The 25,962-nt window shown below is 71.1% G+C and carries 22 protein-coding genes; 15 read left to right on the forward strand and 7 right to left on the reverse strand.

The features are described from left to right. Positions 1-206: 206 nt before the first annotated feature. From ABZ552_RS27120 to ABZ552_RS27135, 4 genes are all read right to left on the reverse strand, one after another. The gene (locus ABZ552_RS27120) at positions 207-1,430 is read right to left on the reverse strand and encodes an RtcB family protein (protein ID WP_281874924.1); all 1,224 of its coding nucleotides are present in this window, start codon (positions 1,428-1,430) and stop codon (positions 207-209) included. A gap of 89 nt (positions 1,431-1,519) precedes the next feature. Then, positions 1,520-2,599 carry an amidohydrolase family protein gene (locus ABZ552_RS27125; RefSeq protein WP_281874923.1) on the reverse strand — a complete coding sequence of 360 codons (1,080 nt, stop codon included), beginning with the start codon at positions 2,597-2,599 and terminating at the stop codon, positions 1,520-1,522. Between the two features lies 1 nt (position 2,600). Continuing rightward, a complete protein-coding gene (locus ABZ552_RS27130; protein ID WP_357440611.1) occupies positions 2,601-3,968 on the reverse strand; it encodes a glutamine synthetase family protein in 1,368 nt (455 codons plus the stop codon). Positions 3,969-3,987: 19 nt separating this feature from the next. Next, positions 3,988-4,866 carry a ribokinase gene (locus tag ABZ552_RS27135; protein ID WP_357440614.1) on the reverse strand — a complete coding sequence of 293 codons (879 nt, stop codon included), beginning with the start codon at positions 4,864-4,866 and terminating at the stop codon, positions 3,988-3,990. Between the two features lie 102 nt (positions 4,867-4,968). On the opposite strand from ABZ552_RS27135, the gene ABZ552_RS27140 reads away from it, so the two are divergent. The 15 genes from ABZ552_RS27140 (at position 4,969) to holA (ending at position 23,383) form a co-directional block, all read left to right on the forward strand. Next, positions 4,969-6,234: a glutamate-5-semialdehyde dehydrogenase gene (locus ABZ552_RS27140; protein WP_281874920.1), complete on the forward strand. Its 1,266-nt coding sequence runs from the start codon at positions 4,969-4,971 to the stop codon at positions 6,232-6,234. Between the two features lie 88 nt (positions 6,235-6,322). Next, positions 6,323-7,204, forward strand: a complete 882-nt coding sequence (locus tag ABZ552_RS27145) for a MoxR family ATPase (RefSeq protein WP_357440617.1) — start codon at positions 6,323-6,325, stop codon at positions 7,202-7,204. Between the two features lie 3 nt (positions 7,205-7,207). Further along, entirely contained in the window at positions 7,208-8,635 is a 1,428-nt protein-coding gene (locus ABZ552_RS27150) for a VWA domain-containing protein (RefSeq protein WP_357440620.1), read from the forward strand. Positions 8,636-8,645: 10 nt separating this feature from the next. Further along, positions 8,646-8,987 carry an MmcQ/YjbR family DNA-binding protein gene (locus ABZ552_RS27155; RefSeq protein WP_281874917.1) on the forward strand — a complete coding sequence of 114 codons (342 nt, stop codon included), beginning with the start codon at positions 8,646-8,648 and terminating at the stop codon, positions 8,985-8,987. 54 nt (positions 8,988-9,041) lie between these two features. Then, the gene (locus tag ABZ552_RS27160; RefSeq protein WP_357440623.1) at positions 9,042-10,892 is read left to right on the forward strand and encodes an HSP90 family protein; all 1,851 of its coding nucleotides are present in this window, start codon (positions 9,042-9,044) and stop codon (positions 10,890-10,892) included. 2 nt (positions 10,893-10,894) lie between these two features. Continuing rightward, positions 10,895-12,856: a hypothetical protein gene (locus ABZ552_RS27165; RefSeq protein ID WP_357440626.1), complete on the forward strand. Its 1,962-nt coding sequence runs from the start codon at positions 10,895-10,897 to the stop codon at positions 12,854-12,856. Between the two features lie 115 nt (positions 12,857-12,971). Then, entirely contained in the window at positions 12,972-13,613 is a 642-nt protein-coding gene (gene nadD, locus ABZ552_RS27170) for a nicotinate-nucleotide adenylyltransferase (protein WP_084489301.1), read from the forward strand. Positions 13,614-13,713: 100 nt separating this feature from the next. Continuing rightward, the gene (rsfS, locus tag ABZ552_RS27175) at positions 13,714-14,127 is read left to right on the forward strand and encodes a ribosome silencing factor (protein WP_281874914.1); all 414 of its coding nucleotides are present in this window, start codon (positions 13,714-13,716) and stop codon (positions 14,125-14,127) included. Further along, positions 14,124-14,783: a histidine phosphatase family protein gene (locus tag ABZ552_RS27180; RefSeq protein WP_281874913.1), complete on the forward strand. Its 660-nt coding sequence runs from the start codon at positions 14,124-14,126 to the stop codon at positions 14,781-14,783. Before rsfS ends, ABZ552_RS27180 begins: the two co-directional genes overlap by 4 nt. Positions 14,784-15,393: 610 nt before the next feature. Beyond that, positions 15,394-16,089, forward strand: coding sequence for a diglucosylglycerate octanoyltransferase (gene octT, locus ABZ552_RS27185; RefSeq protein ID WP_350356416.1), 696 nt, complete (start codon positions 15,394-15,396; stop codon positions 16,087-16,089). Positions 16,090-16,092: 3 nt separating this feature from the next. After that, complete coding sequence (locus ABZ552_RS27190) at positions 16,093-16,935, forward strand: DegV family protein (RefSeq protein WP_281874911.1); 843 nt, start codon at positions 16,093-16,095, stop codon at positions 16,933-16,935. Between the two features lie 82 nt (positions 16,936-17,017). Continuing rightward, positions 17,018-17,491, forward strand: coding sequence for a GNAT family N-acetyltransferase (locus ABZ552_RS27195; protein ID WP_357440631.1), 474 nt, complete (start codon positions 17,018-17,020; stop codon positions 17,489-17,491). Positions 17,492-17,852: 361 nt separating this feature from the next. Beyond that, positions 17,853-19,220 (forward strand): ComEA family DNA-binding protein, encoded by a 1,368-nt coding sequence (locus tag ABZ552_RS27200; RefSeq protein ID WP_357440633.1) that lies wholly within the window; start codon positions 17,853-17,855, stop codon positions 19,218-19,220. Next, positions 19,217-21,979: a ComEC/Rec2 family competence protein gene (locus ABZ552_RS27205; RefSeq protein ID WP_357440636.1), complete on the forward strand. Its 2,763-nt coding sequence runs from the start codon at positions 19,217-19,219 to the stop codon at positions 21,977-21,979. Before ABZ552_RS27200 ends, ABZ552_RS27205 begins: the two co-directional genes overlap by 4 nt. Positions 21,980-22,411: 432 nt before the next feature. After that, a complete protein-coding gene (holA, locus tag ABZ552_RS27210) occupies positions 22,412-23,383 on the forward strand; it encodes a DNA polymerase III subunit delta (RefSeq protein ID WP_281874908.1) in 972 nt (323 codons plus the stop codon). Positions 23,384-23,663: 280 nt separating this feature from the next. Here holA and ABZ552_RS27215 read toward each other — a convergent pair whose 3' ends face one another. From ABZ552_RS27215 to ABZ552_RS27225, 3 genes are all read right to left on the reverse strand, one after another. Further along, on the reverse strand, positions 23,664-24,296 hold the full coding sequence (locus ABZ552_RS27215) for a maleylpyruvate isomerase family mycothiol-dependent enzyme (RefSeq protein WP_357440641.1): 633 nt from the start codon (positions 24,294-24,296) through the stop codon (positions 23,664-23,666). A gap of 93 nt (positions 24,297-24,389) precedes the next feature. After that, entirely contained in the window at positions 24,390-25,460 is a 1,071-nt protein-coding gene (locus ABZ552_RS27220; protein WP_357440644.1) for an aldo/keto reductase, read from the reverse strand. Between the two features lie 79 nt (positions 25,461-25,539). After that, positions 25,540-25,947 (reverse strand): hypothetical protein, encoded by a 408-nt coding sequence (locus ABZ552_RS27225; protein ID WP_357440647.1) that lies wholly within the window; start codon positions 25,945-25,947, stop codon positions 25,540-25,542. Positions 25,948-25,962: the final 15 nt, after the last annotated feature.

Below are 25,962 nucleotides of genomic sequence, written 5' to 3' on the forward strand. Positions count from 1 at the left end.
CCCTCGGGAACGGGTGCGTCCAATCCGGCGCTCGACCGAGCGGGCGCCGTCACCGTCACGGGAACCGAGCAGGCCCCGCCAGGACCGAGTGTTCCGAGGGCAGGCACCGGTGCCCGTGGGAGCGGTTCGGCGCCACATCGCAGCCCCGCCGACCGCGACATCGCGCCGGGCGAGCGGATCGCCCGGCGCGCGGTCGGATGCGCCGATCAGCCCTTGACGCAGAGCACCTGGCGCAGCGTCGCGACCACGTCGACCAGGTCCCGCTGTGCGTCGATGACCTCGTCGATGTCCTTGTACGCGGCCGGGATCTCGTCCACCACGCCCGCGTCCTTGCGGGACTCGACGCCCTCGGTCTGGGCGATGAGATCGGCGACGGTGAACTGCTTCTTGGCCGCGTTGCGGCTCATCCGCCGTCCCGCACCGTGCGACGCCGACTGGAACGAGGCCGGATTGCCCTTGCCGCGCACCACATAGGAGCGGGTACCCATGGAGCCCGGGATCAGCGCGAGATCGCCTTCGCCCGCGCGCACGGCGCCCTTCCGGGTCACCAGCATCGGCACGCCGTCGATGACTTCCTCCGCCACGTAGTTGTGGTGGCAGCTGATGGGCTGCTCGAAACGCACACCGCGCTCGGCGAACTCGGCGGCGACCGCGCGGCAGACCAGGGCGAGCATCACCGCGCGGTTGCGCGCCGCGTACTCCTGCGCCCAGGTGAGGTCGCGCCGGTAGGCTTCCATTTCCGGCGTGCCGGAGACGAAGACCGCCAGGTCGCGGTCGGGCAGATCGACGTTGTGCGGCAGCCCGCGCGCGATCGCCATGTGCCGCTCGGCGAGCTCCTTGCCGATGTTGCGGCTGCCGGAGTGCAGCAGAATCCACACGTGGTCGTCCTGGTCGAGGCAGACCTCGATGAAGTGGTTTCCGCCGCCGAGCGTGCCCATCTGCTTGTGCGCCTTGGACTCCCGGGACTGCACCCGGTCGTCCAACGCCCCGAACGACCCCCAGAAACGATCCCAGCCCGCCCGCAACGTCGCGGTGCTCGCGCCGAGCCCGGCGACCTGGTGGCCGAGCCGGATGACGTCGACGGCGTCGCGGTGCGCCTGGAAGCCCACCGGCACCGCCGCCTCGATGCGCGACCGCAGCGAACGCAGGTTGTCGGGCAGATCCGCCGCGGTGAGGTCGGTGCGCACGCTCTCCATGCCGCAGCCGATGTCCACGCCCACCGCGGCGGGCGACACCGCGTCCCGCATCGCGATCACCGATCCGACCGTGGCCCCCTTGCCGAGGTGCACGTCCGGCATCACGCGGACGCCGTGGACCCATTTCAGCGCGGCGATATTGCGCAGCTGCTGGAGCGCGGCCTGCTCGACCTCGTGCTCGTGGGCCCACATGAGCGTCTGCGCCTTGGTGCCGCGCAGCTCGACGGGAAACATGGTTTCGATCCTTCCGTTGTCTTCCACATCAACGGTAGGGACCGGCGGCACCCGGCGCACCCGAATATCCGACCGACCGGGATGGTGGATCAGCCGACGGCGGTCTCGAACCGCGCCCGGTAGGCGCGCTCGGCGTTTCCATGGGCGATGGCGCCGATCAGCGTTTCGGCGTCGGCAGTGGTGATCGCGTCGTCGGCGATCCACTCGTCGATCAGCTTGCCGAGGCCGCGCCGCCAGAGCAGCGCGCCGAGGTGGTGCAGTTCCGGCAGCCCGTAGCCGTCCGACGAATAGCACAGCGCACGGAACGGGGCGAGTTCCAGCGTCTCTGCGAGCACGGCCCCGGCCCGCTGTCCCACGTAAGGGATGGTCAGGCCGAGATCGAGGTGGACGTGGTCGAAGACGTGCGCGAGGTAGGCGGCGTGGCGGTGGAAGGGCCAGCAGTGCAGCAGCATCACCGACAGACCGGTGCCCGCGGTCCGGCGCAGGAAGTCGGTGAGCAGCAGCGGGTCGCCGTGCCGGAGGCGCAGATCCGGATCGCCGAACCCGGTGTGGAATTGCAGGGGAAGACCGAGCTCGGCGCCGATCCGCGCGCCGAGGCCCACCAGCCAGCCGAGGAACTGCGGATCGGTGAGCCGGTGTTCGGGCGCGAAACTCGTCGGCGGGTGATCCCGCAGCGGGAAGTCCAAACCGCACCGGTAGGCGACGATCGTCTTCAGCCCGACGGCGCCCGCGGCCCGCGCCCGCAACTCCGCCTCGATGTGCTCGTACACCCCGGAGACCGCGCCGACCTGCGCGATGACGCGCTCAGCGACCGCTTCGAGCCGGACCACCTCGCGTACCTCGCCGTCCACCAGGGCGGCGAAATCGGCTGTGCCGCCGCCGATCCCGGTATCCAGGCACCACCGGGTCACCCCGGTCGCACGCAGCAGCCGCGCCGCGACCTCGCGCCCGCCGAGCCTCGCCCGATGCCGGAGGTAGACATCCGGGCTGACGTGGGCGGGCAGGTCGAGCGCGGGCGCGCACCAGCGGCGCACGGCGAGCCCGATCGCGGAGTCGAAGCTCCCGTGGGCGCCCTCACCGAGCATGCGCTCGAAACCCGGCCGGTCCAGGTTCGCGGTGTGCACGCCGTGACAGTGGTGGTCGGTGAGCCGGACACCGTCGGTGAGCATGTCAGAACCGCCGGCGTGTCAGGGCGACGAGCGCTTCGGCGCTCGCGCCGGCGTACCGCTGCGCTTCCGCGCGGCGCACCGTGAGCAGCGCGTCGTGCAGTTCGACGCCCATGGCGTCGGCGAGCACCTCGGACGCGGCGAAGTGGTCGGCGGCTTCGGCCGGTGTGGTGGGGAGGCGGCGCACATCCGACATCATGCGTGCTTCGGCGTCGAAAGTCGCGGGGTCCCCGGTGATCTCGGCCGGAAGACGTAACCGCTCGGCGACACCGGCGAGCCCGGCGGCGATGACCGACCCCACGATCAGGTACGGGTTGCCGGTCGCGTCGAAGCACTTGATCTCGGCGTTGGCCGCCCACCCCTCGGTGCCGCGCACCCCGGTGACGAAGCGCAACGCGGCCTCCCTGGTCTCGCGTCCCCAGCACTGCCAGACCCCGGCCCAGCGCGACGGCGCCAACCGCAGGAAGCTCGCCGGATTGCCCGCGCCCACCGCGACCAGCGCGGGCAGTTCCCGCAGCACCCCCGCCAGGAACGCCGCACCGATCGGTCGTATGCCGTGCGGACCGTCGCCGCCCGCGAACAGCGGGCCCTCGTCGTCGGTCACCGACAGGTGCAGGTGCGCGCCGGAACCGGCGCCGTCCGGCTCGATGCACGGAGCCAGCGACGCCCGCATGCCGTGCCGCGCGCTCACCTGACGGATCGTGTGCCGGACCAGCACGGCCTCGTCCGCGGCGGTGACCGGTTCGGACGGTTCGACCGACAGCTCCAGTTGCCCGGGCGCGTATTCCGGGTGGAACTGCGCGACGGCGATTCCCTGTCGCTCCAGCGCCGCGACCAGGTCGGCGGCGTAATCGGCGACCTGCCCCAGTCGCACCAGTCCGTAGGCGGGGCCGTCGATCGCCGGTGTGAAGCCGTCGGCATCGTCGGCACGCCCCACCGCCCACTCGGTCTCGAAGGCCATGGCCAACCGCAGCCCCGCCGCCCGCGCCGCCGCGGTCTGGCGGGCCGCGAAGTGGCGCTGGCAGGCGACGAAACGGGTTCCGTCCTGGGTGTACTTGTCCGTTGGCGCCCACGCCCAGCCGGGCTGGCAGGCCAGTTCGGTCAGCCTGGACAGATCCGGAATGAGCCGCAGATCGCCGTCGGGCCCGCCGAGATAGCGCCCGACCGCCATCAGGTCGTCGAAGGCGAAGGTCTCGAAGCACGGCGACACCCCGACGCCGTACCTGGCCGCCGAGCCCAGCCGCTGCTTCGGAACGGCTTTCACGCGCGTGATACCCGCGTTGTCCACGAAACTCAGCGCGACCATGGACGCGTCCAGCCCTTGGATATGCGCGGTGTCGCTGTCGGCGGGAATGCGGTCCGGCGTGGCCATGCCCCTCACGATATCGCCGCTACTCCGCGACCAGAGCGGCGGTGATCTCCTCGCGAGCCGGGATCGAACTGCTCGCGCCCAACCGGGTCGTCGCCAGTGCCCCGGCCGCGCAAGCCCAGGTCAGCGCCCACTCGGGGCCGCGATGCCAGGCCGCGGCCAGCGCGCCGGTGAAGGCGTCGCCCGCGCCGGTGGTGTCGACGACCTCCACCCGCGGGCTCGGCCGGGACAGGCGGGCGCCGTCCGGCCCGCGATAGTCCGCGCCCGCCGCCCCGCGAGTGACGACCAAGTGCGCGACGGCGTCGAGGTCAGCGCCCAGCTGCTCCGCCTCACCCGAATTGACTACGGCCACATCGACATCGGCCCACAGGTCGGCGGGCAAGCGGCGGGCCGGTGAGGGATTCAACAGCACCGTCGTGTCGTGCGCGTGCGCGTGGCGCGCCGCGGCGGCGACCGTTTCGACCGGAATCTCCAATTGGCACAGCAAGATATCGGCCGCCGCGATGGCCGCGAGGTCGTCCTCGGTCAGCTCGGTCATCCGCGAGTTGGCGCCCCCGACCACGATGATGCTGTTCTCGCCGCCGTCGTCCACCACGATCGTGGCGATGCCGCTCGGTCCGGCGACGGTGCGCAGCCGGTCGGCCGACACCGCGGCGTCGGTGAGCGCGCCGCGCAGTTCGGTGGCGAAGACGTCGTCGCCGACCGCCCCGAGAAAGCGGACCGCGCCGCCCGCCCGCTGCGCCGCGATGGCCTGATTGGCGCCTTTCCCGCCCGGCACCATGGCGAAGTCGCTGCCGAGGACCGTCTCGCCGGGGACGGGCCTGCGCGCGGTCGTGGTCACCAAGTCCATGTTGATGCTGCCGAGCACCACGATCGCGGGAGCGTCCGGTTCGACCGTCATATCGCCGGACGGTAGTCGCCCGGCCGGAGACGCGCACGCATCCGGTGAGTCCGCGTCACAGCGGGTGGAATCGGCGTCGGGCCCGGTGCGTAGGCTGTACCCATGACGGTAGGAACGACCACTCAGCCGGATGTTCGCGAGGTGGTGCACGAGGCCGCCCGCAAGGCCAGGGTCGCGTCGCGGGCACTCGCCCAGCTGACGACCGCGCAGAAGAACGACGCCCTGCACGCCGCCGCCGACGCGCTGCTGGCCGCCGCCGACCGGGTGCTGGCCGCCAATGCCGAGGACATCGCCGCGGCGCAGGCCGCGGGCATCGAGGAGTCGCTGCTGGACCGGCTGCGGCTGACCAAGCCGCGCATCGACGGCATCGCCTCGGGGCTGCGCCAGGTGGCGGGGCTGCCCGACCCGGTCGGTGTCGTGGTGCGCGGCTCCACCTTGCCCAACGGGCTGGAGATCCGGCAGGTGCGCGTGCCGCTCGGCGTGGTCGGCATGGTGTACGAGGCCCGGCCGAACGTCACCGTCGACGCGTTCGGGCTGGCGCTCAAGTCCGGTAACGCCGCCCTGCTGCGCGGCTCGTCCTCGGCGGCCCGGTCGAACGCCGCGCTGGTCGCGGTGCTGCGCGAAGCGCTTGCCGCGCAGGACATCCCGGCCGACGCCGTGCAGCTGCTGCCGAGCGAGGACCGTTCCAGCGTCACCCATCTGATCCAGGCCCGCGGCCTGGTCGACGTGGTCATTCCACGCGGTGGCGCCGGGTTGATCAACGCGGTCGTACGCGACGCGCAGGTCCCCACCATCGAGACCGGCACCGGCAACTGCCACGTCTACGTGCACGCCGCCGCCGATCTGGAGATGGCCGAGCGGATCCTGATCAACGCCAAGACCCGTCGTCCGAGCGTGTGCAATGCCGCCGAGACCGTCCTGATCGACGCCGCGATCGCCGAGACCGCGCTGCCCCGGCTCACCGCGGCGCTGGAGCGTTCCGGCGTCACCATCCACGGTGACCTGCCCGGCCAGGTTCCGGCCACCGATGCCGACTGGGGCGAGGAGTACCTCACCCTGGACATCGCGCTCAAGGTGGTCGACGACCTGGACGCGGCGGTGGAGCACATCAACACCTGGGGCACCGGCCACACCGAGGCCATCGTCACCGGCGACCTCGCCGCCGCGCGCGAGTTCACCGGCCGGGTCGACGCCGCCGCCGTGATGGTGAACGCCTCCACCGCGTTCACCGACGGCGAGCAGTTCGGCTTCGGCGCCGAGATCGGCATCTCCACCCAGAAGCTGCATGCGCGCGGCCCGATGGCGCTGCCGGAGCTGACCTCCACGAAGTGGATCGTCTGGGGCGAAGGACAGATCCGGCCGGTCTGACCGGTGCTCGGCGGCCGCGGCCGACGCCGGGTCGGCGTCGGGGCCGCGCTGCCGTAGCGTGGGGAATGGTTCGGAAGGAAGGTGCCGGGTGGTGTCGGAGAGCGCAGTACAGGAGCCGATCTTCGCGTCGGTGGACGACGTGATCGAACGGTTGGCGAGCACGGGCTACCTGGCGGACAAGGGCACCGCCACCTCGGTGTTCCTCGCCGATCGCCTCGGCAAGCCGCTGCTGATCGAGGGGCCGGCGGGGGTGGGCAAGACCGAACTCGCCCGCGCGGTCGCGCAGACCTCGGGTGCGGAACTGGTGCGGTTGCAGTGCTACGAGGGCGTCGACGAGGCCCGCGCGCTGTACGAGTGGAACCACGCCAAGCAGATCCTGCGCATCCAGGCCTCCAGCGAGAACGACTGGGAGGAGACGAAGGCCGACGTCTTCACCGAGGAGTTCCTGCTGTCGCGCCCGCTGCTGACCGCGATCCGGCGCGCCGATCCCACGGTGCTGCTGATCGATGAGACCGACAAGGCCGACGTCGAGATCGAGGGTCTGCTGCTCGAGGTGCTCAGCGATTTCGCGGTGACGGTGCCGGAGCTGGGCACGATCACCGCCAGCCGCAAACCGTTCGTGGTGCTCACCTCGAACGCCACCCGCGAGCTGTCCGAGGCGCTCAAGCGCCGCTGCCTGTACCTGCACCTGGACTTCCCGGACGAGGAGCTGGAGCGGCGCATCCTGGCCAGCCGGGTGCCCGAGCTGTCGGCGGCGGTCGCCGCGCAGCTGGTGCGGATCGTGCACGTGCTGCGCGGCATGCAGCTGAAGAAGCTGCCCTCGGTCGCGGAATCGATCGACTGGGGTCGCACCCTGCTGGCGCTGGGCCTGCGGGATCTGGACGACACGACCGTGCGCGCCACCCTCGGCGTCGTCCTCAAACACCAGAGCGACCACCAGCGCGCGCTGGCCGAACTGAAGCTGGCCTGAGCCATGGCGACCGGGTCGGTCCCCGCGGAGATCGCGTCCCTGAGCGCGCCGCACGGTATCCCCGGGCATCTGGTCGGATTCGTCGAAGCGCTGCGGGCGCGCGGCATACCGGTAGGGCCGTCGGAGACGGTGGACGCGGGCCGCGTGATGACCGTGCTCGACCTGATGGACCGTGAGGTCCTGCGCGAAGGGCTGGCCTGCGCGCTGCTGCGGCGCACCACCCATCGCGCCACTTTCGACGGGCTGTTCGACCTGTGGTTCCCGGTCGCCGTCGGGGAACGCGCCGCCGCCCAGGACGAGATCGAGATTCCGCACACGCCGTCGGGCGACGTGGACATCCCGGCGCTGCGCGAACTGCTCGCGCAACTGCTGGCGCAGGAGTCGGCGACGCCACAGCTGGAGGCGCTGGCCGCGCAGCTGGTCGAACAGCTCGGCCAGTACCAGTCCGCCCGGGGCCCGTCCTTCTCGTCCTATCAGGCGCTGAAGGAGGTCCAGCCGCAGACGCTGCTGGCGCGCATCCTCGCGGGTATGGCCCTCGGACCGGACGCGAGCGAGTTCGACGCCGAGATCGCCCGCCGCGCCGCGCGGCAGCGCATCACCGGTTTCCGCGCGACCGTCGAGGCCGAGACCAGGCGGCGGGTCGCCGAGCGGATCGGCCGGGAACGCGTCGCGAGCTACGGCGTAGCCCGCCAAGCCGAGGAGGTCGACTTCCTGCGCGCCTCCGAAGCCGAACTCGCCGAACTCAAGCGCAGTACGCAACGGTTGGCCCGGATCCTCGCCGCGCGCTTGGCGGCGCGCCGCAGGCACGCCCGCCGCGGCGCCATCGACCTGCGCCGCACCTTGCGCGCGTCCATGTCCACCGGCGGGGTGCCCATCGATCTGGTGCACCGCAAGCCGCGGCCGGGGCGACCCGAGTTGGCGCTGCTGTGCGACGTCTCCGGGTCGGTGGCCGGCTTCAGCAACTTCACGCTGTTGCTGGTGAGCGCGCTGCGCGAGCAGTTCTCCCGGGTGCGCATCTTCGCGTTCGTCGACCAGATCGACGAGGTGACCAGGTTCTTCGATCCGCACACCCAGCTGGACCGGGCGATGGCCCGGATCTTCGGCGAGGCGAGCGTCGTCGGCCTGGACGGGCACTCCGACTACGGCAACGCGCTGGCCGGATTCGCGCGGAACTATCCGGACGCCGTCACCAGCCGCAGCTCGCTGCTGATCCTCGGCGACGCCCGCACGAACTACCGCGATCCCGAACTGAACACGTTGCGGTCGCTGGTCGAGGTCGCCAAACACGCGCACTGGCTCAACCCGGAACCACGCAACCAATGGGGTTCCGGCGATTCCGCCGCGGAGAGATATCGCGACGTGATCGAGATGCACGAATGCCGCTCGGCCAAACAGCTCACCGCCGTCGTGTCCCGGCTGTTGCCGGTGTAGGAAGACGAGCATGGACGACGCCGCGTTGCTGAACTATTGCCTGTCCAAGCCGGGCGCCTGGCAGGACGAGCCGTGGGAAGGTGACGTCGTCGCCAAGGTGGGGGACAAGATCTTCGCCTTCCTCGGCGCGACGTCGGTCGGCCTGAAGTGCGGACGCACCCGCGAGGAGGCCGACGAACTGGTCCGGGTGTATCCGGACGACGTGGCGGCCTCGGCCTACATCGGGCGGTACGGCTGGAACGTCGTGCAGCTCGGCGGCGCCGTCCCGGACGACGAAGTCCGCGAGCTGGTCGACCTCTCGTACGAGGCCGTCGTGCGCAAGCTACCGAAGAGCAAACGTCCGACCGTGTGATCGAAAAGGGTTCGTTAAGCGAATCTTTGGCGCGCGCCGACAAGATCGGCGGCCATGGTGAACACAACGCCCCAGGGTCGGGCGGCGGTGCACGACAATTATTCGTTCCAGGTCGACCTTCGCGGAATAGTCGATCTGCTTTCTCATCATCTCTATTCGAGTCCTCGGGTCTACCTGCGCGAGCTGTTGCAGAACGCCGTCGACGCGGTCACCGCGCGCACCCGGCTCGATTCCCGGGCTCCCACCGCCATTCGCCTCACCGTGGACGAGGCGGGCCTGCGGATCAGCGATCCCGGCATCGGCCTGACCGAGAGTGACGTCCACCGGTTCCTCGCCACCATCGGCCGCTCGTCCAAGCGGGACGACATCGAAGGCGCGCGACGAGAGTTCCTCGGACAGTTCGGGATCGGGCTCCTGGCCTGTTTCACGGTGGCCGAGAGCATCCGGGTGGTCACCCGCTCGGCCACCGATCCGGCCGCGCCGCCCGTCGAGTGGCTGGCCCGCGCCGACGGCACGTACGCGGTGCGCTCGCTGGATCCGGGCGACCACGCCGAGCCCGGCACGACGGTGTGGCTCAGCCCGCGCGGGGGAGCGCGGGAGTGGTTCGGGCCGGAGCGGGTGACCGATCTGGCCCGCGAGTTCGGGTCGCTGCTGCCCTACGAGGTGACGGTGGCGTCCGGCGGTGCCGTGACGACGATCACCGAGGGCGTGCCGGTCTGGCGGCGTGCGTACCCGTCGGTGGAACAGCGCAGGGTCGCCCTGCTCGAGTACGGTCACCGGACGCTGGGCTTCGCCCCGCTCGACGTGATAGACCTCGATGCCGGTGCGGCGGGGGTCAGCGGGGTGGCCTATGTGCTGTCCCAACCGGGGAACCCGTCCGACAGCAGTGCGCATCGGGTGTATTTGAAGGGGATGCTGCTCGGGGACACCGTCCGTGGCGTGCTGCCGGACTGGGCGTTCTTCGTGCGCTGTGTGATCGACACCGACACGCTGCGGCCCACGGCGTCGCGCGAGGGGCTCTACGAGGACGAGCGGCTCGCCGTCGTCCGTGAGGTGCTCGGCGATCGGATCCGGGACTGGCTCACCGAGATCGCCGCCGCGCAGCCGCAGCGGCTGGCGGCGTTCCTGTCCGTGCACGCGCTCGGGGTGAAGGCCCTGGCCAGGCATTCGACCGACCTGCTGCGGATCATGCTGCCGCATCTGCATTTCGAGACCACCGACGGGCGCGTGCCGCTCACCGAGTTCGCCCGCAACCACCGCACCGTGCGGGTGACCGCGACGGTCGAGGAGTTCCGCCAGGTGGCGGCCACCGCCGCCGCGCAGGGGATCGGCGTCGTCAACGGCGGCTACGCCTACGACCGCGAGCTCGTCGCGCTGCTGCCTCGGCTGCTGCCCGGCGTCGAGGTGGTGGACCTGGACACCGACGCGATCACCGCGGCGCTCGACCCGGTCGACCCGGGCGAGGAACTGGCACTGGCTCCGGTGCTCGCGCTGGCGCGGACCGTGCTCGATCCGCTCGCATGCGATGTGATCGTGCGCGCCTTCCACCCGGTCACCGTGCCCGCGCTCTACCTCGACGGCCGTGCCGCGCGCAACGAACGCGCGCGGGCGCAGACCGCCGAGGACGCCGACGAACTGTGGAGCGAGATCCTGGGCGCACTGGCGGTCGCGACGCCGCGAGCGCAGCTCGTGCTCAACCACCACAGCCCGATCGTGCGCAGGCTGACCCGCATCGGCGACCCGGCCTTCCTGAAGACGGCGGTGGAATCGCTCTACGGCCAGGCCCTGCTGATGACCCACCGGCCGCTGAGCGCGGCCGACACCGCATTGCTCAACCGCGCCTTCGGCGAATTCCTGGGCTGGGCCACCCAACGCGCCGCCGGGCGCGGCGAAGAGACGGAGTGAGCATGGACGCCGCCGAGATCACCACGGCACTGGCGCAGGTCTACGCCCTGCCACACGGCCGGACGCGGACCGAGCGACTGGAGACCTTGGCCGCGGCCGCGAGAAGCGGATCGGATCGCGTGCTCGAAGGCCGGGTGCTGCTGGAGCTGGCGCAGTCGTACACCTACGCCGGGGAACGCGACCTGGTGCCCGTGGCCTACGGCCGATTGCTGCGCATCTACGACGACCACCCGGCCGAACTGGGATCGATGACGCATTCGGTGCACTGGTACCTGAAATGGGTGACGTGGGGAATGATCGACAATCCGGCGATACCGTTGTCCACGATCGACCGCTGGTTCGGCGAACTGGACAAGCGGTACCGGCAGCGCGGCTACAGTCTCCGGCCGGTGCTGGCCCTGCGCGCCGAACTCGCTCGCGAGATCGGCGACACCGCGGCGGCCGCCGCATGGCTGGAGCAGGCGCGGGCCGCCGCGCGTGACAGTATGTCCGACTGCGACGCCTGTGAGCGCAGCGAATGGGGCGTGACCAGCGCGTATCTCGGCGATGACGAGGCCGCGCTCGCACACTGGAAACCCGTGCTCGACGGCGACCGGACCTGCGCCGAGGAACCGCACCGCGTGCTGGCCGAGGCATTGCTGCCGCTGGTGCGCACCGGTCGCGTCGCGGCGGCGCGCGGCGCGCACCTGACCGGGTATCCGCTGGTCCGGCATACCGAGGACCTGCGCCCGTCGGTGGCGTTGCACGTGGAGTTCTGCGCGCTGACCGGCAACGAGGCGCGCGGGCTGGAGATCCTCGCCGAGCACGGGAGCTGGCTGGCCGATTCCGGCGCCGACGCCGGTGCGCGCCTGGCGTTCGCGACCGGCGTGTGCGTGCTGCTGCGCAGGCTGGTCGCGCTGCGCCTGGGCGATCTTCCGCTGGCGGACGGCACGGTGGAATCGGTACGCGCGGAACTGGAAATCGAGATCGGCGCGCTGTGCGCCCGCTACGACGCCCGCAACGGCAACAGCGCGGTCAGCCTCCGCACGGCTGCCCGGCTCGCCGCCGAACCGCTGCTCGACCGGCTACCCCTCGGTGTGCGTAGCACGCTGCCCCGCGCCGGGACGGTGCCGGACGACGCTCCGGTCGCCGACGACTTCTCCGGCGACCGGGCCGCGGAGGTACGCAGACTCGCCGAACTCGGCGCCGCCCGGCTCGCCGATGCGCCGGAGGAGGCGGAAGCGCGTCTGCGGGAAGCGCTGGCGCTCGGTACACCGGTGCTGGATCGGGAGGAGGCTGCCCGATTGGGTGCGCAGCTGGTCATCGCCATCGCGAGCCAGCCGGACCGCGCCCTCGATCTGGCCGACGCCGCGGTGCGCGCCGCCGCACGCTGGGAAGGGTTGTCCGAATCGGACGTGCTGCATCACACCGTGGTGGCCGCGCGCGCGTTCCACCGCGCCGAGCGCCACGGCGAGGCCGTCGCCCTGTTCGAACAGGCGCTGGTCAGCGGGGCCATACCGTATCCGCCCGGCGAGCTGGCGGTGGTGCGCGCGCAGTTCGGCCGGTCCTTGAACGCCCTGGACCGGCACCGCGAGGCCGCCCGGCAGTTCCTCGAGGCGGCACGGCTGGTCGAGCGCGACCCGGAGCGGACGCGGCTGCACGCCGAGCTGGCGTGGTCGGCCGCAGGCGCGCTCGAGCGCTGCGGGCAGGACGACGAGGCGGTGTCGGCCTACCACCGCGCCGCCGAACTGTGGGCCGCGCTGGGCGCGGTGGCGGCGCGGGCGCGTTGCGTGCGCGCGGCGGCCTGGCTCCAGGTATCTCCCGGAGGCGATCCCGAACCCTGGCTCACTTCGATGCGGACGCTGACCGCCGACCTGGCCGCGCTGACCGGGCAGTCGGACGAGGCGGCGGAGGAGCTCGCGCACACCCGTGAGCAACTGGCCCGGATGCTGAGGATCGGCCAGGTCACCGAAACCAGCGCCTGAGGCGCCACCGCCGGATCCGCGGCGGGCCGGAGTGCGGGCGGGTGTCTCCAGTTGAGTGCCCGCCCCCGCTGACCGGCCCGTGCGGGCCGCGCGCGACCCGTTAAGCTCGGCAGTCATGCACGAGACAGGTCGGCGCGGCCGCAAGCTCGGAGTGATGGGCGGCACGTTCGACCCCATCCACCACGGGCATCTGGTCGCCGCCAGCGAGGTCGCGCACCGGTTCGACCTGGACGAAGTGATCTTCGTCCCGACCGGGCAGCCGTGGCAGAAATCGCACAAGCGGGTCAGCCCGGCCGAGGACCGGTACCTGATGACCGTCATCGCGACCGCGTCCAATCCCCGGTTCTCGGTGAGCCGCGCGGACATCGACCGCGGCAAGGTGACCTACACCGTCGACACCCTGCGCGAGATGCAATCGACGTATCCCGACGCCGAGCTGTACTTCATCACCGGTGCGGACGCGCTGGCCAGCATCCTGACATGGCAGGATTGGGCGGAACTGTTCGACTTGGCGAAGTTCGTCGGGGTGAGCCGTCCGGGGTACGAGCTGAACATCGACCATCTCGAGGAGCATCTACGGGATCTCCCGGCGGATGCCGTGACCATGGTCGAGGTCCCCGCGCTGGCGATCTCGTCGAGCGAATGCCGTCGCCGCGCCGCCGAGAACCGGCCGGTGTGGTACCTCGTCCCCGACGGCGTGGTGCAGTACATATCGAAGCGGCACCTGTATGTGCCCGGAGCAGCGGAAGGTAGCTGAGCGTGAGCGAGCGCAGCGAAGGTGCGGGGATGAGCGAGCGAACCCTCGACAAGGCCGCGAGTGCGGTCCAGCCGGAGTCGAGCGCCACGGGGGTGCGGGCATGACCGCGTCCACGGAGTCGGTGGAGATCGCGCAGGTCGCCGCGCTGGCCGCGGACGAGAAGCTGGCGTCCGACGTGGTGGTGCTCGACGTGTCCGAGCAACTGGTGATCACCGACTGCTTCGTGATCGCGTCGGCACCCAACGAGCGTCAGGTCAACGCCATCGTCGACAACGTGGAGGAGAAGCTCCGTGCTGCCGGGCACAAGCCGGTCCGGCGGGAAGGCACCCGCGAAGGCCGCTGGGCGCTGCTGGACTACGTCGACGTGGTCGTGCACATCCAGCACAGCGACGAGCGCAATTTCTATGCGCTGGAACGGTTGTGGAAGGACTGCCCCGTCGTGCCGGTCGCCGGCCTCACCGGGGCCGCGCCGGAGACGCGCGCCGCGGCGACGGAGGACGAGGCGCGATCGTGAGCAGACATGCCGGCGTGCGCACCCTGATCCTGTTGCGCCACGGGCAAACCGAATGGAACGCCGCCGACCGGATGCAAGGCCAGATCGACACCGATCTCACCGAACTCGGTCGCCGGCAGGCCAAAGAGGCGGCGCGGGAACTGGTTTCGCGCAACGCCATCGCGATCCATTCCTCGGACCTGCGGCGGGCCTTCGACACCGCGACGGCGCTGGCCGAGCACACCGGGCTCACCGTCGTGCCCGACGTCCGGTTGCGGGAGACCAATCTCGGTGACTGGGAGGGATTGACCCATCTGGAAGTCGACGCCGACTATCCGGGCGCGCGCATGGCGTGGCGGCTGGACGCGCGCTACACCCCGCCCAACGGCGAGAGCAAACTCGAGGTCGGGGCGCGGTCACTGCCGGTGGTGCGGGAGTTGCTGGTCGAGCGACAGGACTGGCCGGGCCGGACTATCATCCTGGTGGCGCACGGCGGGCTGATCGCCGCCCTCACGGCCGCGCTGCTCGACCTGCCGCCACAGAACTGGCCCATCCTCGGAGGACTGGCCAACACCAGCTGGGTGCAGCTGAGCAGTCACGGCCCGAGCATCGAACAGCCCGGCTGGCGTCTGGATGTGTGGAACGCAGCGGCGAAGGTAGCACCGGATGTCCTCTGAAGAGCCGATCAGATCGGTCCCGGACGAATTGTTCCGTAAGGTGTCGGCGAAGCCCGAACGGCAGTTGCCGGACGCGTTGTTCGGCCCGCCACCGGCTCCCCGCGAACCCGAGGCTACGTCCGACGGGGCTTCGGGCACGGCCGTGGAAAACGGCGGCGGGGCCGAGTCTGCCGACGAATCCGACGCGGAGGACGACGGATCCGGCGACATCGTCACCGGGGCGCAGCCACAGGCGAACGTCGGCGGCGACACCTCGTCCGGCGGCACCGGTAACGACGCCTCCGCACCGATCGCCGACTCGGCGGAAGCGTTCGGTGCATCGGTTGCCTCAGCAGTGGACGAGTCTGCGGTCGAAGTGATCGCCGAATCGGTTGCTACAGCGGCGGAAGAGTTCGCGCCGGTGCTTGATGAACCGGCGGTGGACGGGTCCGGGGGCGCCGCGATCTTCGCAGCGCCCGCACCGGCCGCCGCCGCGACCGAGTCCAGCGCAGCGACGACCGAGCCCGCCGGGTCCGGGGAACCCGAACCTGCTCCGGCCGAGTCCGCCACTACTGTTTCGGAATCCGCGACCGCCGACGAGCCCGCCGAAACGCGGGAAGCCGCGCGCCCGGTGCTGCTGGTGATCGCCGACTCCCTGTCCTACTTCGGACCCAAGGGCGGGCTGCCCGCCGACCATCCGCGCATCTGGCCGAATCTCGTTGCGGCCGAGCTGGATTGGGACGTCGAATTGGTCGCCCGGATCGGCTGGACCTGCCGCGATGCCTATTGGGCGCTGATCGGCGACCCCCGGGTGTGGGCGGCGGTGCCGCGCGCCGGTGCGGTGGTCTTCGCCGTCGGCGGCATGGACACGCTGCCCTCCCCGCTGCCGACCGCGCTGCGCGAACTCATCCGCTATGTGCGCCCGCCCGCGCTGCGCCGCGTCGTCCGCGCCACCTACAACTGGCTGCAGCCCAAGCTGTCGAAACTCGGCAGACCCGTTGCGCTTCCACCGAAAGTGAGCGTCGACTACCTGGAACAGTGCCGCACCGCGCTGGCGCAGTTGCGCCCCGACCTGCCGGTCGTCGCGGTGCTGCCCTCGGTACACGACTGCGCGGCCTACGGTCGCGTGCACTCCGGGCGGCCACGGGCGGTCGAGGCGCTGCGCGCCTGGTCGGGCCGGACCTCGGTGCCGCTGGTCGACCTGGGCGAAGCGGTGCGCGACAACATCTTCTCCGGCGAGGCGAACCCGGACGGCATCCACTGGGGCTGGGACGGTCACACGGCGGTGGCCAACGCGATGGTCAAGACCCTGCAGGAGGTTCGGTAGTCCGTGGCAGTCGTGGTCGTCACCGATTCGTCCGCCAGCCTCCCTGCCGAACACCTCGACTCGCTGGATATCGCCGTCGTCCCGCTGCACGTCCTGGTCGGTGACCGGGCGATGCGGGAAGGCGTCGACCCGGTCGAGATCGACTATGCGTCCGACACCGTGACCACCTCGGCCGCCTCCCCCGGCGAGCTGCGCGAAGTGTACGAGCGGGCTTGGGAACGCAGCGGCGGCGACGGCGTTGTCGCGGTGCACCTTTCCCGCCGGCTGTCCGGGACGTGGGAGGCCGGTCGGCAGGCCGTGCGCGACATGGACGCCGCCGACCGGGTCCGCCTGGTCGACTCGCTGGGCGCCGGGCTGGCGACCGGGCTGCCCACGCTGGCCGCGGCGCGCCGGGCCAAGGCCGGGGCGCCGCTGGACGTGGTCTACGACGCGGCGGTCGCCGCTGCCGCGCGAGCTCGCACGTTCATCCTGGTCAACCGCACCGAGCAGCTGCGCCGCGGCGGGAGGCTGTCCTCGGCGGCGACGTTCTTCGGCAGCGAGCTGGTCACCAAGCCGCTGCTGCACATCGTCGAGGGACGGCTGGAACTGCGCGAGAAGGTCAGGACGCGCTCCAAGGCGTACGCGAAACTCGTCGCCGCGGCGGTCGAGGCGGCGGGCGAGGACGGCGCCGCGGTGGCCGTGCAACACCTCGGCGCCGAGGACGCCGCACACACCATCGCGGGCCGGCTGCGCGAACTCGTTCCTGGCATCCGAGAACTCATCGTCGCCGAGTTCGGGCCCGCGCTGGCGGTGCACCTCGGGGTGGGAGCGCTGGGCGTGCTGGTCGTGCCGGGCGGGTGCCACTGAGCGTTTGCGGGCTCCGGGTCGGACAACAATCTCGGTGATCCGATTGCTCGTGCGTCACCCGCGGTGCGGCTAGCGTCGGGGCATGAGTTCTGTGCGGCCGCCACTCACCGTGACCACGGTGGACTGGGCGCATCCGGACGCAGTGACGTTGCGCGACGAGATGGCCGCCGAGGTCGGGCCGCGCTACGCCCATCTGGCGAGGGAGTTGCCCACGAACCCGAATGCGGTCGACCCGGCCACCGTGCACAGTACCTTCGTGGCGTACTCCGACGGTCCGGTCGGCCACGCCGCCTTGCGATGGAATGCGGAGGATCTCGAGGTCAAGCGGATGTTCGTCCGCCCGGCGCATCGCGGTTCCGGCGCCGCGACGTTGTTGCTCACCGCGGCCGAGGACGCCGCCCGGGCGGCCGGGCGCCCCCGGTTGATCCTGCAGACCGGTCACCTGCAACCGGAAGCCGTACGCTTCTACGAACGTAGTGGCTACCATCGGATCCCGATTTTCTCGCCGTACGAGGTGCTCCCTTTGTCGAATTGCTTCGCCAAGCATCTGGGCTGAACCGCATTTCTTCCTTCGGCCTGCTGTTCGGTCGCGGCATCGTCGTTCGGGTTACTTACGCGGCCAGGGGATGAGCGTTGCCGTGCCGCCGCTGGGGCGCGGGGGGTCTCGCTGTCCAGATGTTTCGTCGGGTCGTCGTGGCCGGTCGGAAATCGGTTCCGGTCATTGCGGTTCGGTCGGGGGCGGACCGTTCGGGCGGGCCTCGAGGGGAAGGCTCGTATGCGTAGTCCACGGCGTGTGGGGATGAAGACTCCGACCGGTCGACGGCGAGTTGTGCACAGTCCGGGGGTTATCAACAGGTGCGTCGAATCAGTTGGTCGGACCGATTTTCTCGCCGGTCGGCGGCATTACCGTCACCGCCATGTCACGACAGGACGAACGCGAGCGGGTACGACGGCGATTGGGAGAGCTGACCGCCCGGGTCGGCGCGAGCAGAACGGCCGGTGCGGGTACCGGTACGGCCGGGCCGGACGCCGAGCCCGGACCGTCCGGCTGGGAGACGGCGCGATCCCCGCGCGCAGAGCCCTCGCGAAACACCGGGCAGTCGGGCAGCGCGAATCCTGCCCGCGCAGCGGCCGCCACCCACCGCGGGGGACGATCGGGCATGGCGGTGCTACCACCACTCGCTACCGAAAGTTCCTCGCCTGCGGCGGATCACGGATCGAAGACGAGTCGCGCGGCGCGGGTCGACGGCTCCGGTCCGGTGGCCGTAAAGGGACGGCCGGTAGCCCGCGACGTCGGTGCGGTGGTGGCTTCCCGCGCGACCGGGTCCCAGCAGGGCGAAGACGAGCTCGGCTCGGCACACGACAGTGGCGTCGCCGGTGGCGCTGCGCGCGGCCGCGACCCACAGCCGGACGAGAGTTCGGGCGATGCCGGGAAGTGGGATCTGCTGCGGCTGTCCGGCGCTCCGGCGCCCGATCGGGAAACCGAAGACGATGTCGGTCGCATTCGGTCTCCCGGCTGGCTGGAGGAGCCGACGGGCGGACCGCACTGGCGGCGTCGCCTTGTGCCCGAACGGTTCCGGGGCCTCCGGCTGGATCCGGGCACTCGCGGGGTGCGCGCACTCGCGCTGGTCGGGATCGCGGCGATGGTCGTCGCCGGGGTGATCGTTTTCCGCGAGCGCCCGATCGCCCGCCCGGTGCCGCCGCTTGCGTTCGGGCAAGCCGCCGCCTCGGCAACACCCGGCGCTCCCGTACCGGTGAGCGCCGTCAGGGAATCACCAAGGCGTGCCGAGCCCAGCCCGCCGACGGCCGAACTGGTCGTCAGTGTCGTCGGTTTGGTCCAGCGCACCGGTTTGGTCCGCCTGCCCGAAGGGTCCCGTGTCGCGGATGCGCTGGCCGCGGCGGGCGGTCCGAGCGCGGGTGCGGACACCACCGGCCTGAATCTGGCGCAGCGGTTGTCGGATGGCGATCAGGTGCTGGTGGGGCCGGTCGCGCCGAGCTCCGGCGCGGCGCAGCAGGGCAGCAGCACGATCGGCGCGGGCGGGCGTCCGTCCTCCGGGTCCGCCGCCGCACCGAGCCGTCCGTCGAGCCCGGCGGGCCGGATCGACCTGAATACGGCCTCCGAATCCGAGCTCGACGCGCTTCCCGGAGTCGGGCCGGTCACCGCTCGCGCCATCGTCGGCTGGCGGACGACCAACGGCCGCTTCACGTCGGTCGAGCAACTCGGCGAAGTGGACGGCATCGGCCCGGCCCGCCTGGCCCGATTGCGCGATCTGGTGCGGGTATGACCGCCGGGGGCTCGACGGAATCGGTTCGCCGACGGCTCGGCTCTCGCCTGGAGTCGCCGGCCGGTCCGAGCGCCGAAGGCATCCGAGACCAGCAGGAGGACGCTTCGGCGAAGGAGTCCGGCGCCGTACAGGTGCTGGACGCTCGTCTGGTACCCGCCGCGTTGTGCTGTTGGGGCGCGACCATTGTCGCGGTGACGGCGGGGTGGCGGGCGGGGGTTGCGCTGGCGGTCGCGCTGGCGGTCGCGGCCATCGGATTGTGGGTGCTGCTGCTGTGGGCCCTCGCGCACCGCGGCGAACGTCGGCGGGCGGTAGCGGTGGTGGCGCTCGCGGCGGTTCTGCTAGGGGCGGGGTTCGCGGCCGCGGCGGCATGGCGGGAACATCGCGTGGCGACCCACCCGCTGCGGGCGGCGGTGGGACAGTCCGTACATGTGGTGGTCACACCGACGGACGACCCGAAGCCGGTGCGTGGCAAAGTCTCCGGTGCGGATCGGCAATGGGTGCTCCGCGCGGATCTGCGAGAGTACCGGCGCGGCGGTGTGACCGTCCATGCCGGCGGCGCGGTGGTCGTCCTGGCCTCCGGCCCGGAGTGGGCCGGCTTGTCGCCGGGCGGGCCGGTCGAGTTCCGCGCCCGGGTGGAACAGCCGCGCCGGGCCGACCTCACCGTCGTGACCCTTCACGCGCAAGGATCACCCGCCGCGGGGCCGCTGCCCTGGTGGCAGCGCGGCGCCGATGCCGTGCGCGCCGCCTTCGCCGCATCGGCGGTGCGCGCACTGCCGTCCGACTCGGCGGGGCTGCTGCCCGCGCTGGTCGTCGGGGACACCTCGGGGTTGTCCGAGCAGGTGCGCGAGGACTTCGAGATCGCCGGGCTGCAGCACCTGACGGTGGTGAGCGGGGCGAATTTCACCATCTTGCTTTCCGTCGTGTTGTTCGTCGTGCGCCTGCTGACCCTCGGCCCGCGCGCCGCGGCGGCCGTCGCCGCCTCGGCCCTGCTCATGTTCGTGGTCGTCGCGCGGCCGGACCCGAGCGTGCTGCGCGCCGGTGCGATGGGCGCGATCACCCTGCTGGCCGTGCTCACCGGTCGCCGCAAGCAGGCGCTGCCCGCGCTGTGCGCCGCGCTCATCGCGCTGCTCGCCCTGTGGCCTGCGCTCGCCGTCAACGCGGGGTTCGCGCTGTCGGTCGTCGCGACGGGCGGCCTGATCCTGCTGGCGCCGAGCTGGGCCGACTGGCTGCGCGCCCGGGGATGGTGGCGGGTGGCTGCCGAAACGGTCGCCGTGTCCGCCGCGGCGTTCGTGGTGACGACGCCGATTCTGATCGCGCTCACCGGGCGGCTCAGCCTGGTCGCGGTGCTGGCCAATGTGCTGGTCACCCCGGTCATCGCACCGGTCACCGTCGCCGGGGCGGGTGGAGCGGTGCTGGCGAGCCTGTGGTCACCCCTCGCCGACCTGGTCCTGCGCTGCGCGGCGCCGCCGCTGTGGTGGTTGCTGTGGGTGGCCCGCCACGCCGCCGCGTTGCCCGGCGCATCCGTCGCGGTGCCGGGTGGAGCGGCGGGGGGACTGATCGCGGGCGTCGTGGTGGCGGTCGTGGTCGCGGCCTCGCGCGCCCGAGCCGTGCGTCGAGTCGCCGCCGCGATGGCGCTCGGTGTCGCGGTGGTCTTGGTGCCGGTGCGGATCTGGCACCCGGGCTGGCCGCCGAGCGGCTGGGTGCTCGCGGCCTGCGATGTCGGACAAGGAGACGGTCTCGCTCTGTCGGTGGGCCCCGGCGCCGCGGTCGTCATCGACGCGGGGCCGGACCCGCGCCCGATTCGTACCTGCCTGGACCGGTTGCGCATCTCGCGCATCCCCCTGCTGATCCTCACCCATCCACACGCCGACCACATCGACGGGCTCGCCGGCGCATTGCACGGTCGCGCGGTCGACGCGATAGCCGTCGGCATGCACGAACTCGACGGGCTTGCGCCGTCTGCGCCCCCCGGCGAATCCCGTCGGGTGCCTCCGGACGGCGGCCTCGGATGCGGTTCCCCGCCGACACCTGCTGCGGACGGATACGGCCGTCCCGGATCCGGGAAAGCCGATGGGGAGGACGACCGAAGCCGTCTCGTCGGTCGGAGCGGGACGCGAAGCTTGCCGCCCGTCGATCGTCATCGCATTGCTCATGCGGAGTGGCCCACGCGAATTTCTTGTAGCCCAGGTGAATTCGCGAGTAATGATGCGGTGCTTCCGTCGGGTGACGTGGGTGTCGCTGTCTCGGGTCTGACCCAGGTCGTGACCCTCGCCAGAGGCGCGGGAGTGCCGCTACTGGAATTATCGGCGGGACACCTGCTGAGTTTCGGGTCGATCGAGCTCGAGGTGCTCGCGCCGTCCAGAAACGGCCCGCGACCGGTCCAGGGTGACGAAACCGAGGATGCCAACGACCGCTCGGTGGTCGTCATCGCCCGCACGCCCGCCGGGCGAATCCTGCTCACCGGGGACATCGAGGCGTCCGCCCAGCGCGCGCTGATGCAGGCCGGGATACCCATTCAGGCGGACGTGCTCAAACTACCGCACCATGGATCACGCACCACCACACGAGAATTCCTCGACGCGGTGCGTCCCCGGTTGGTGCTGGTCAGCGTCGGCGCCGACAACACTTTCGGACATCCCAATCCCGCGGTCCTGGCGGATTTGTCCGCCCTCGGCGCGACGGTGGTCCGCACCGATCGGCAAGGCGACCTCGTGGTCTCCGGCAGCGACGGGAACCTCCGCGTGACGAGTTCGCGATGACGACCAGCGGGCATGGGAATGACCGGGTCGACTCGAAGCTCACGCGATCGGGCCTATACCGATGTAGCGGCGCCGCCGAGCGACCGGATGCTGCCCCCCTGGGGTACAGGGGGTCCGGATGCTGCGAGCCCGTCGGGCGCAGGGACGCGATGCGGTTCGGATGCCATTCGATGGGCCGGATCCGCGCGGAATCGCTGTGAGCCGTGGCGGCCCGAAGTTCGGGCGTCAGTGCGAGCCGTGGCCCGGTCCGATGGGGTCGGCGGAAGCCGAGCATCGCGGTCTGCCGGATGGCGGGGCCCGAGATCCGGTGGGCTGGGTGAGGGGAGGTGTCGGCCACGGATCGTAGGATCGGGCTGTGGACGCGCGCGGCGAACAGAGCAATCCGGCAATGCCGTCGAGCACGGTGCCTTCCGGTCTCGGGGAAACGCTGTCGTGAGCGAGCGACCAGCGCCGGTGCACCTGGTACTCGGCGAAGAAGAGCTGCTGATCGAGCGGGCGTTGAGTACGGTGACCGCGCAGGTCCGGGCGTTGGCTCCGGATCCGGACGCCGTGCCCGTCGATCGTCTGCGCGCGGGGGATGCCAGCACCGCGGAGCTGGCGGAACTGCTGAGTCCGTCGCTGTTCGCCGAGGACCGGGTGATCATCCTGGAGTCCGCGGCCGAGGCGGGGAAAGACGCGGTCGCGGTCATCACCGAGGCGGCGCAGAGTCCGCCCGAGGGTGTGGTGCTCGTCGTTCTGCACTCCGGGGGCGGCCGGGCCAAGGCGCTCGCACCCGCCTTGCAGAAAGCCGGGGCCGTTACTCATGACTGCGCGAAGCTGACCAAGGCCGCCGAGCGCGTCGAGTTCGTGCGGGGTGAGTTCCGCACCGCCGGCGTGCGGGTGTCCGGCGAAGTCGTCCAAGTGGTACTGGAGTCGGTGGGTTCGGACCTGCGTGAGCTGGCGGCGGCGTGCGGGCAGTTGGCTGCGGACACCGGCGGGAAGATCGATGTGGCGGCCGTGCGCCGCTACTACTCGGGCAAGGCCGAGGTCTCCGGATTCGACGTGGCCGAGCTTGCGGTGGCAGGCGATCGCCCCGGTGCGATGGAGGCGCTGCGCTGGGCGAACGACCGTGGCGTGCCGCACGTCCTGCTCGCCGACGCGCTCGCCGACTCGGTGCACACCATCGCGCGTGTCGGCTCGGCGGGCCGCGGTGATCCGTTCAAACTGGCCCAGCAACTCGGCATGCCGCCGTGGAAGGTGAAGAAAGCGCAAGCCCAGGCCCGCAACTGGACCCCCGCGACGATCGGCTCCGCCCTCCAAGTCGTCGCCACCCTCAACGCCGACGTGAAGGGCGGTGCCGCCGATACGGGCTATGCGCTGGAACACGCCCTCACCCGCATCCTCGATCTGCACGGGGCGGGCTGATCGCGCCTGATCCGATCAGCCAGCCGACATCGACCAGTTCGAATGATCAGCTCACACGATCAGTGCCACGCAGGCGCTCCGATCTGGCAGGTCGGGCTGGGGTCTGCCCCAGGCGCAGTCCTACACCTCGACGTCCAACGCCGCGGCCGCGAAAGACGTGGTGGCGGGCAGCCGGCAGAGGACCGACCCGGACCCGGACCCGGCAGAGCCGGTGCCATCCGACCCGATCGGGGACGTCGCGGCGGGCGTCGATGGGGAGTCGAGGGGCAACGGGGCGGCCCTATAACGCGCTGGTGAGCCGTTCTACCCCTGTGCCCGTCAGCCCGGCGAGCCCCGCCGCGCGGCCGGTCGCGACGAGCAGCAGATCGCTCAGCGGTCCGCTGATCTCCGTTGTCCCGGTACCCGACGACCACTCCGCGTCGGTGGCCACGAGACGGATCCCGCGCAGACGCTTCTGGCTGCCGTAGAACCTGCTGCGCAGCACGTGTTCCAGCCCGACGACGGCTTGCTCGACGGGCATGACGTACCGCCGGCCGAGCGGACGGGCGATGTCCTGTCCGTGAATCATGGTGTCCACCAGCGGATCCAGTGCCCCCGCCCCTGGCGCCCGCCGGGTCCACGCGGCGCCTTCCCGCAATTGCCCGACCAGTTCGGTGGGTGAGTACCGACGGGCGCGCTCGCGTGCCATCCGCTCCGTCATCCGGTTCCAGTCACCACGCGCGCGGACGATTCCAGCGATCGTCGCACCGAGGGTGACCCGATTGGACAGGGTCAGGTGGGCCAAGACGTCGTGCACGGTCCAGCCCGGGCACAGGGACTCGGCCGTCCACTCGTGGTCGTCCAGGTCGTCGAGGAAGTCGGCGAGCCCGAGACGTTCGGCGCGCGTCCACATCGTGATCATGTCCAAGTCCATCGTCATCCTCCGCGGTCGGTGTTGTCACCGATGTGGACGGTGCGGCGGTCCCGAACTGATCGAAGTGTGCTGTGCCGGACGCGGAGCGATGAATCAGCCGCGCCCTTCGATCTTCAGATCGCCGAAGGTGACGCTCTGGGTCATCGGGCGGTTCAGGAATTCGTGCGGGAACCCGAGTTCCACCGCGCTGGCTTGTTCGAGCCGGGCGAGCTGAGTGGCGTCGAACTCCACGTTGAGCGCGCCGAGGTTGTCCTCGAGTTGCGCGGCGGTGCGCGCGCCGATGATCGGCGACGTGACCGCGGGATCGAGCAGCGTCCAGGCCAGCGCCACTTGCGACGGAGTCCTGCCGATCTCGCTCGCGACCTGCTTCACCACGTCGGCGATGGCGAGCCCGCGTTCGGTGAGCGAGCCGTTGGCGGCGGCCACGTTCTTGCGGCTGCCCTCGGGCGAACCGTCCACTTCGTGGTCCAGATCCGCGCGGCTGTACTTGCCGGTGAGCACGCCGCTGGCCAGCGGCGACCACGGGATCACGCCGAGGCCCAGCTCGCGTGCCATCGGGATGAGATCACGCTCGACGGTCCGCTCGATCAGGCTGTACTCGATCTGCAGCGCGATCAGGGGTGACCAGCCGCGCAGGTCGGCGATGGTCTGCATCCGCGCGATCTGCCAGGCCGGTGCGTCGGAGATGCCGACGTAGAGCACTTTGCCCGAGCGCACCAAATCGTCCATGCCGCGCAGGATTTCCTCGACGGGGGTCAGGAAATCCCAGGCGTGCAGGTAGAGCAGGTCGATGTAATCGGTGTTCAGCCTGCGCAAGCTGGCCTCCACCGAGCCGACCAGGCTCTTGCGGTGGTTGCCGCCGGAATTCGGGTCGCCTGGGCGGCGCAGCATGGTGTATTTGGTCGCCAGTACGAGGCTTTCGCGATTGTCCGCGGTGAATTCGCCGAGCAGTTGCTCTGAGGTGCCGTTGGTGTACTGGTTGGCCGTGTCGATGAAGTTGCCACCTCGCTCGACGTAGGTGTCGAAGATCTTGCGGGCTTCGTCCCGGTCCGCGCCCCAGCCCCAGTCGGCGCCGAAGGTCATGGTTCCCAGGGACAGGGGAGACACCCGAAGGCCAGAGCGGCCGAGCAGCCGGTAGGTGTCGAGGGTGCGGGCTCCGGACATGTCCAGCTCCTTGTGTTTCGCGATGCCATGTGGTCCGAAGACAGTTTTCAACGGCGCGCGCGGCTCAGTAAGGGAAGCTTCATCCTGGGAAGTCCAGTCCTAGGCAACCGTAGGATCGACGGTGATGACTGGCACGGTGAACCCCATACCGCGCCGCGACCTCAGGCCCGGCCGCGGCAGCTCCCGCAACCATGGTGAGCCCGGAGGTGACGCGGAGTCTGCGCAGCGCCACGATGCCAGGGCCGGCGGAGGCCCACGGAACCACAGTGGGCCCGCTGATGGTGCGGACCCGGCGCAGCGTCCCGATCGCGGTTCGGGTGTCGGCAGCCGGTTTGATCAGGGCGGACCCGGGAGCGGTGCGGATCTGATGCAGCGCCCCGATCACGGCCCGGGCGGTGGTAGCCCGCGTGATCACGGTGATCCCAAGCCCGGTGCGGATGCGGTCCAGCGTCCCGATCATGGCCCGGGTGGCAGCCCGCCTGACCACGGGGGCCTCCGGAGT

It is taken from the genome of Nocardia sp. NPDC019219, assembly GCF_040632645.1.
Lineage (GTDB): Bacteria > Actinomycetota > Actinomycetes > Mycobacteriales > Mycobacteriaceae > Nocardia > Nocardia sputorum.

Bases quoted from the DNA above. Each gene is read 5' to 3' on its own strand.
- ABZ552_RS27120 (WP_281874924.1), bottom strand. From the start codon at position 1,430: ATGTTTCCCGTCGAGCTGCGCGGCACCAAGGCGCAGACGCTCATGTGG.
- ABZ552_RS27125 (WP_281874923.1), bottom strand. From the start codon at position 2,599: ATGCTCACCGACGGTGTCCGGCTCACCGACCACCACTGTCACGGCGTG.
- ABZ552_RS27130 (WP_357440611.1), bottom strand. From the start codon at position 3,968: ATGGCCACGCCGGACCGCATTCCCGCCGACAGCGACACCGCGCATATC.
- ABZ552_RS27135 (WP_357440614.1), bottom strand. From the start codon at position 4,866: ATGACGGTCGAACCGGACGCTCCCGCGATCGTGGTGCTCGGCAGCATC.
- ABZ552_RS27140 (WP_281874920.1), top strand. From the start codon at position 4,969: ATGACGGTAGGAACGACCACTCAGCCGGATGTTCGCGAGGTGGTGCAC.
- ABZ552_RS27150 (WP_357440620.1), top strand. From the start codon at position 7,208: ATGGCGACCGGGTCGGTCCCCGCGGAGATCGCGTCCCTGAGCGCGCCG.
- ABZ552_RS27155 (WP_281874917.1), top strand. From the start codon at position 8,646: ATGGACGACGCCGCGTTGCTGAACTATTGCCTGTCCAAGCCGGGCGCC.
- ABZ552_RS27160 (WP_357440623.1), top strand. From the start codon at position 9,042: ATGGTGAACACAACGCCCCAGGGTCGGGCGGCGGTGCACGACAATTAT.
- ABZ552_RS27165 (WP_357440626.1), top strand. From the start codon at position 10,895: ATGGACGCCGCCGAGATCACCACGGCACTGGCGCAGGTCTACGCCCTG.
- nadD (WP_084489301.1), top strand. From the start codon at position 12,972: ATGCACGAGACAGGTCGGCGCGGCCGCAAGCTCGGAGTGATGGGCGGC.
- rsfS (WP_281874914.1), top strand. From the start codon at position 13,714: ATGACCGCGTCCACGGAGTCGGTGGAGATCGCGCAGGTCGCCGCGCTG.
- ABZ552_RS27195 (WP_357440631.1), top strand. From the start codon at position 17,018: ATGAGTTCTGTGCGGCCGCCACTCACCGTGACCACGGTGGACTGGGCG.
- ABZ552_RS27200 (WP_357440633.1), top strand. From the start codon at position 17,853: ATGTCACGACAGGACGAACGCGAGCGGGTACGACGGCGATTGGGAGAG.
- ABZ552_RS27205 (WP_357440636.1), top strand. From the start codon at position 19,217: ATGACCGCCGGGGGCTCGACGGAATCGGTTCGCCGACGGCTCGGCTCT.
- ABZ552_RS27215 (WP_357440641.1), bottom strand. From the start codon at position 24,296: ATGGACTTGGACATGATCACGATGTGGACGCGCGCCGAACGTCTCGGG.
- ABZ552_RS27220 (WP_357440644.1), bottom strand. From the start codon at position 25,460: ATGTCCGGAGCCCGCACCCTCGACACCTACCGGCTGCTCGGCCGCTCT.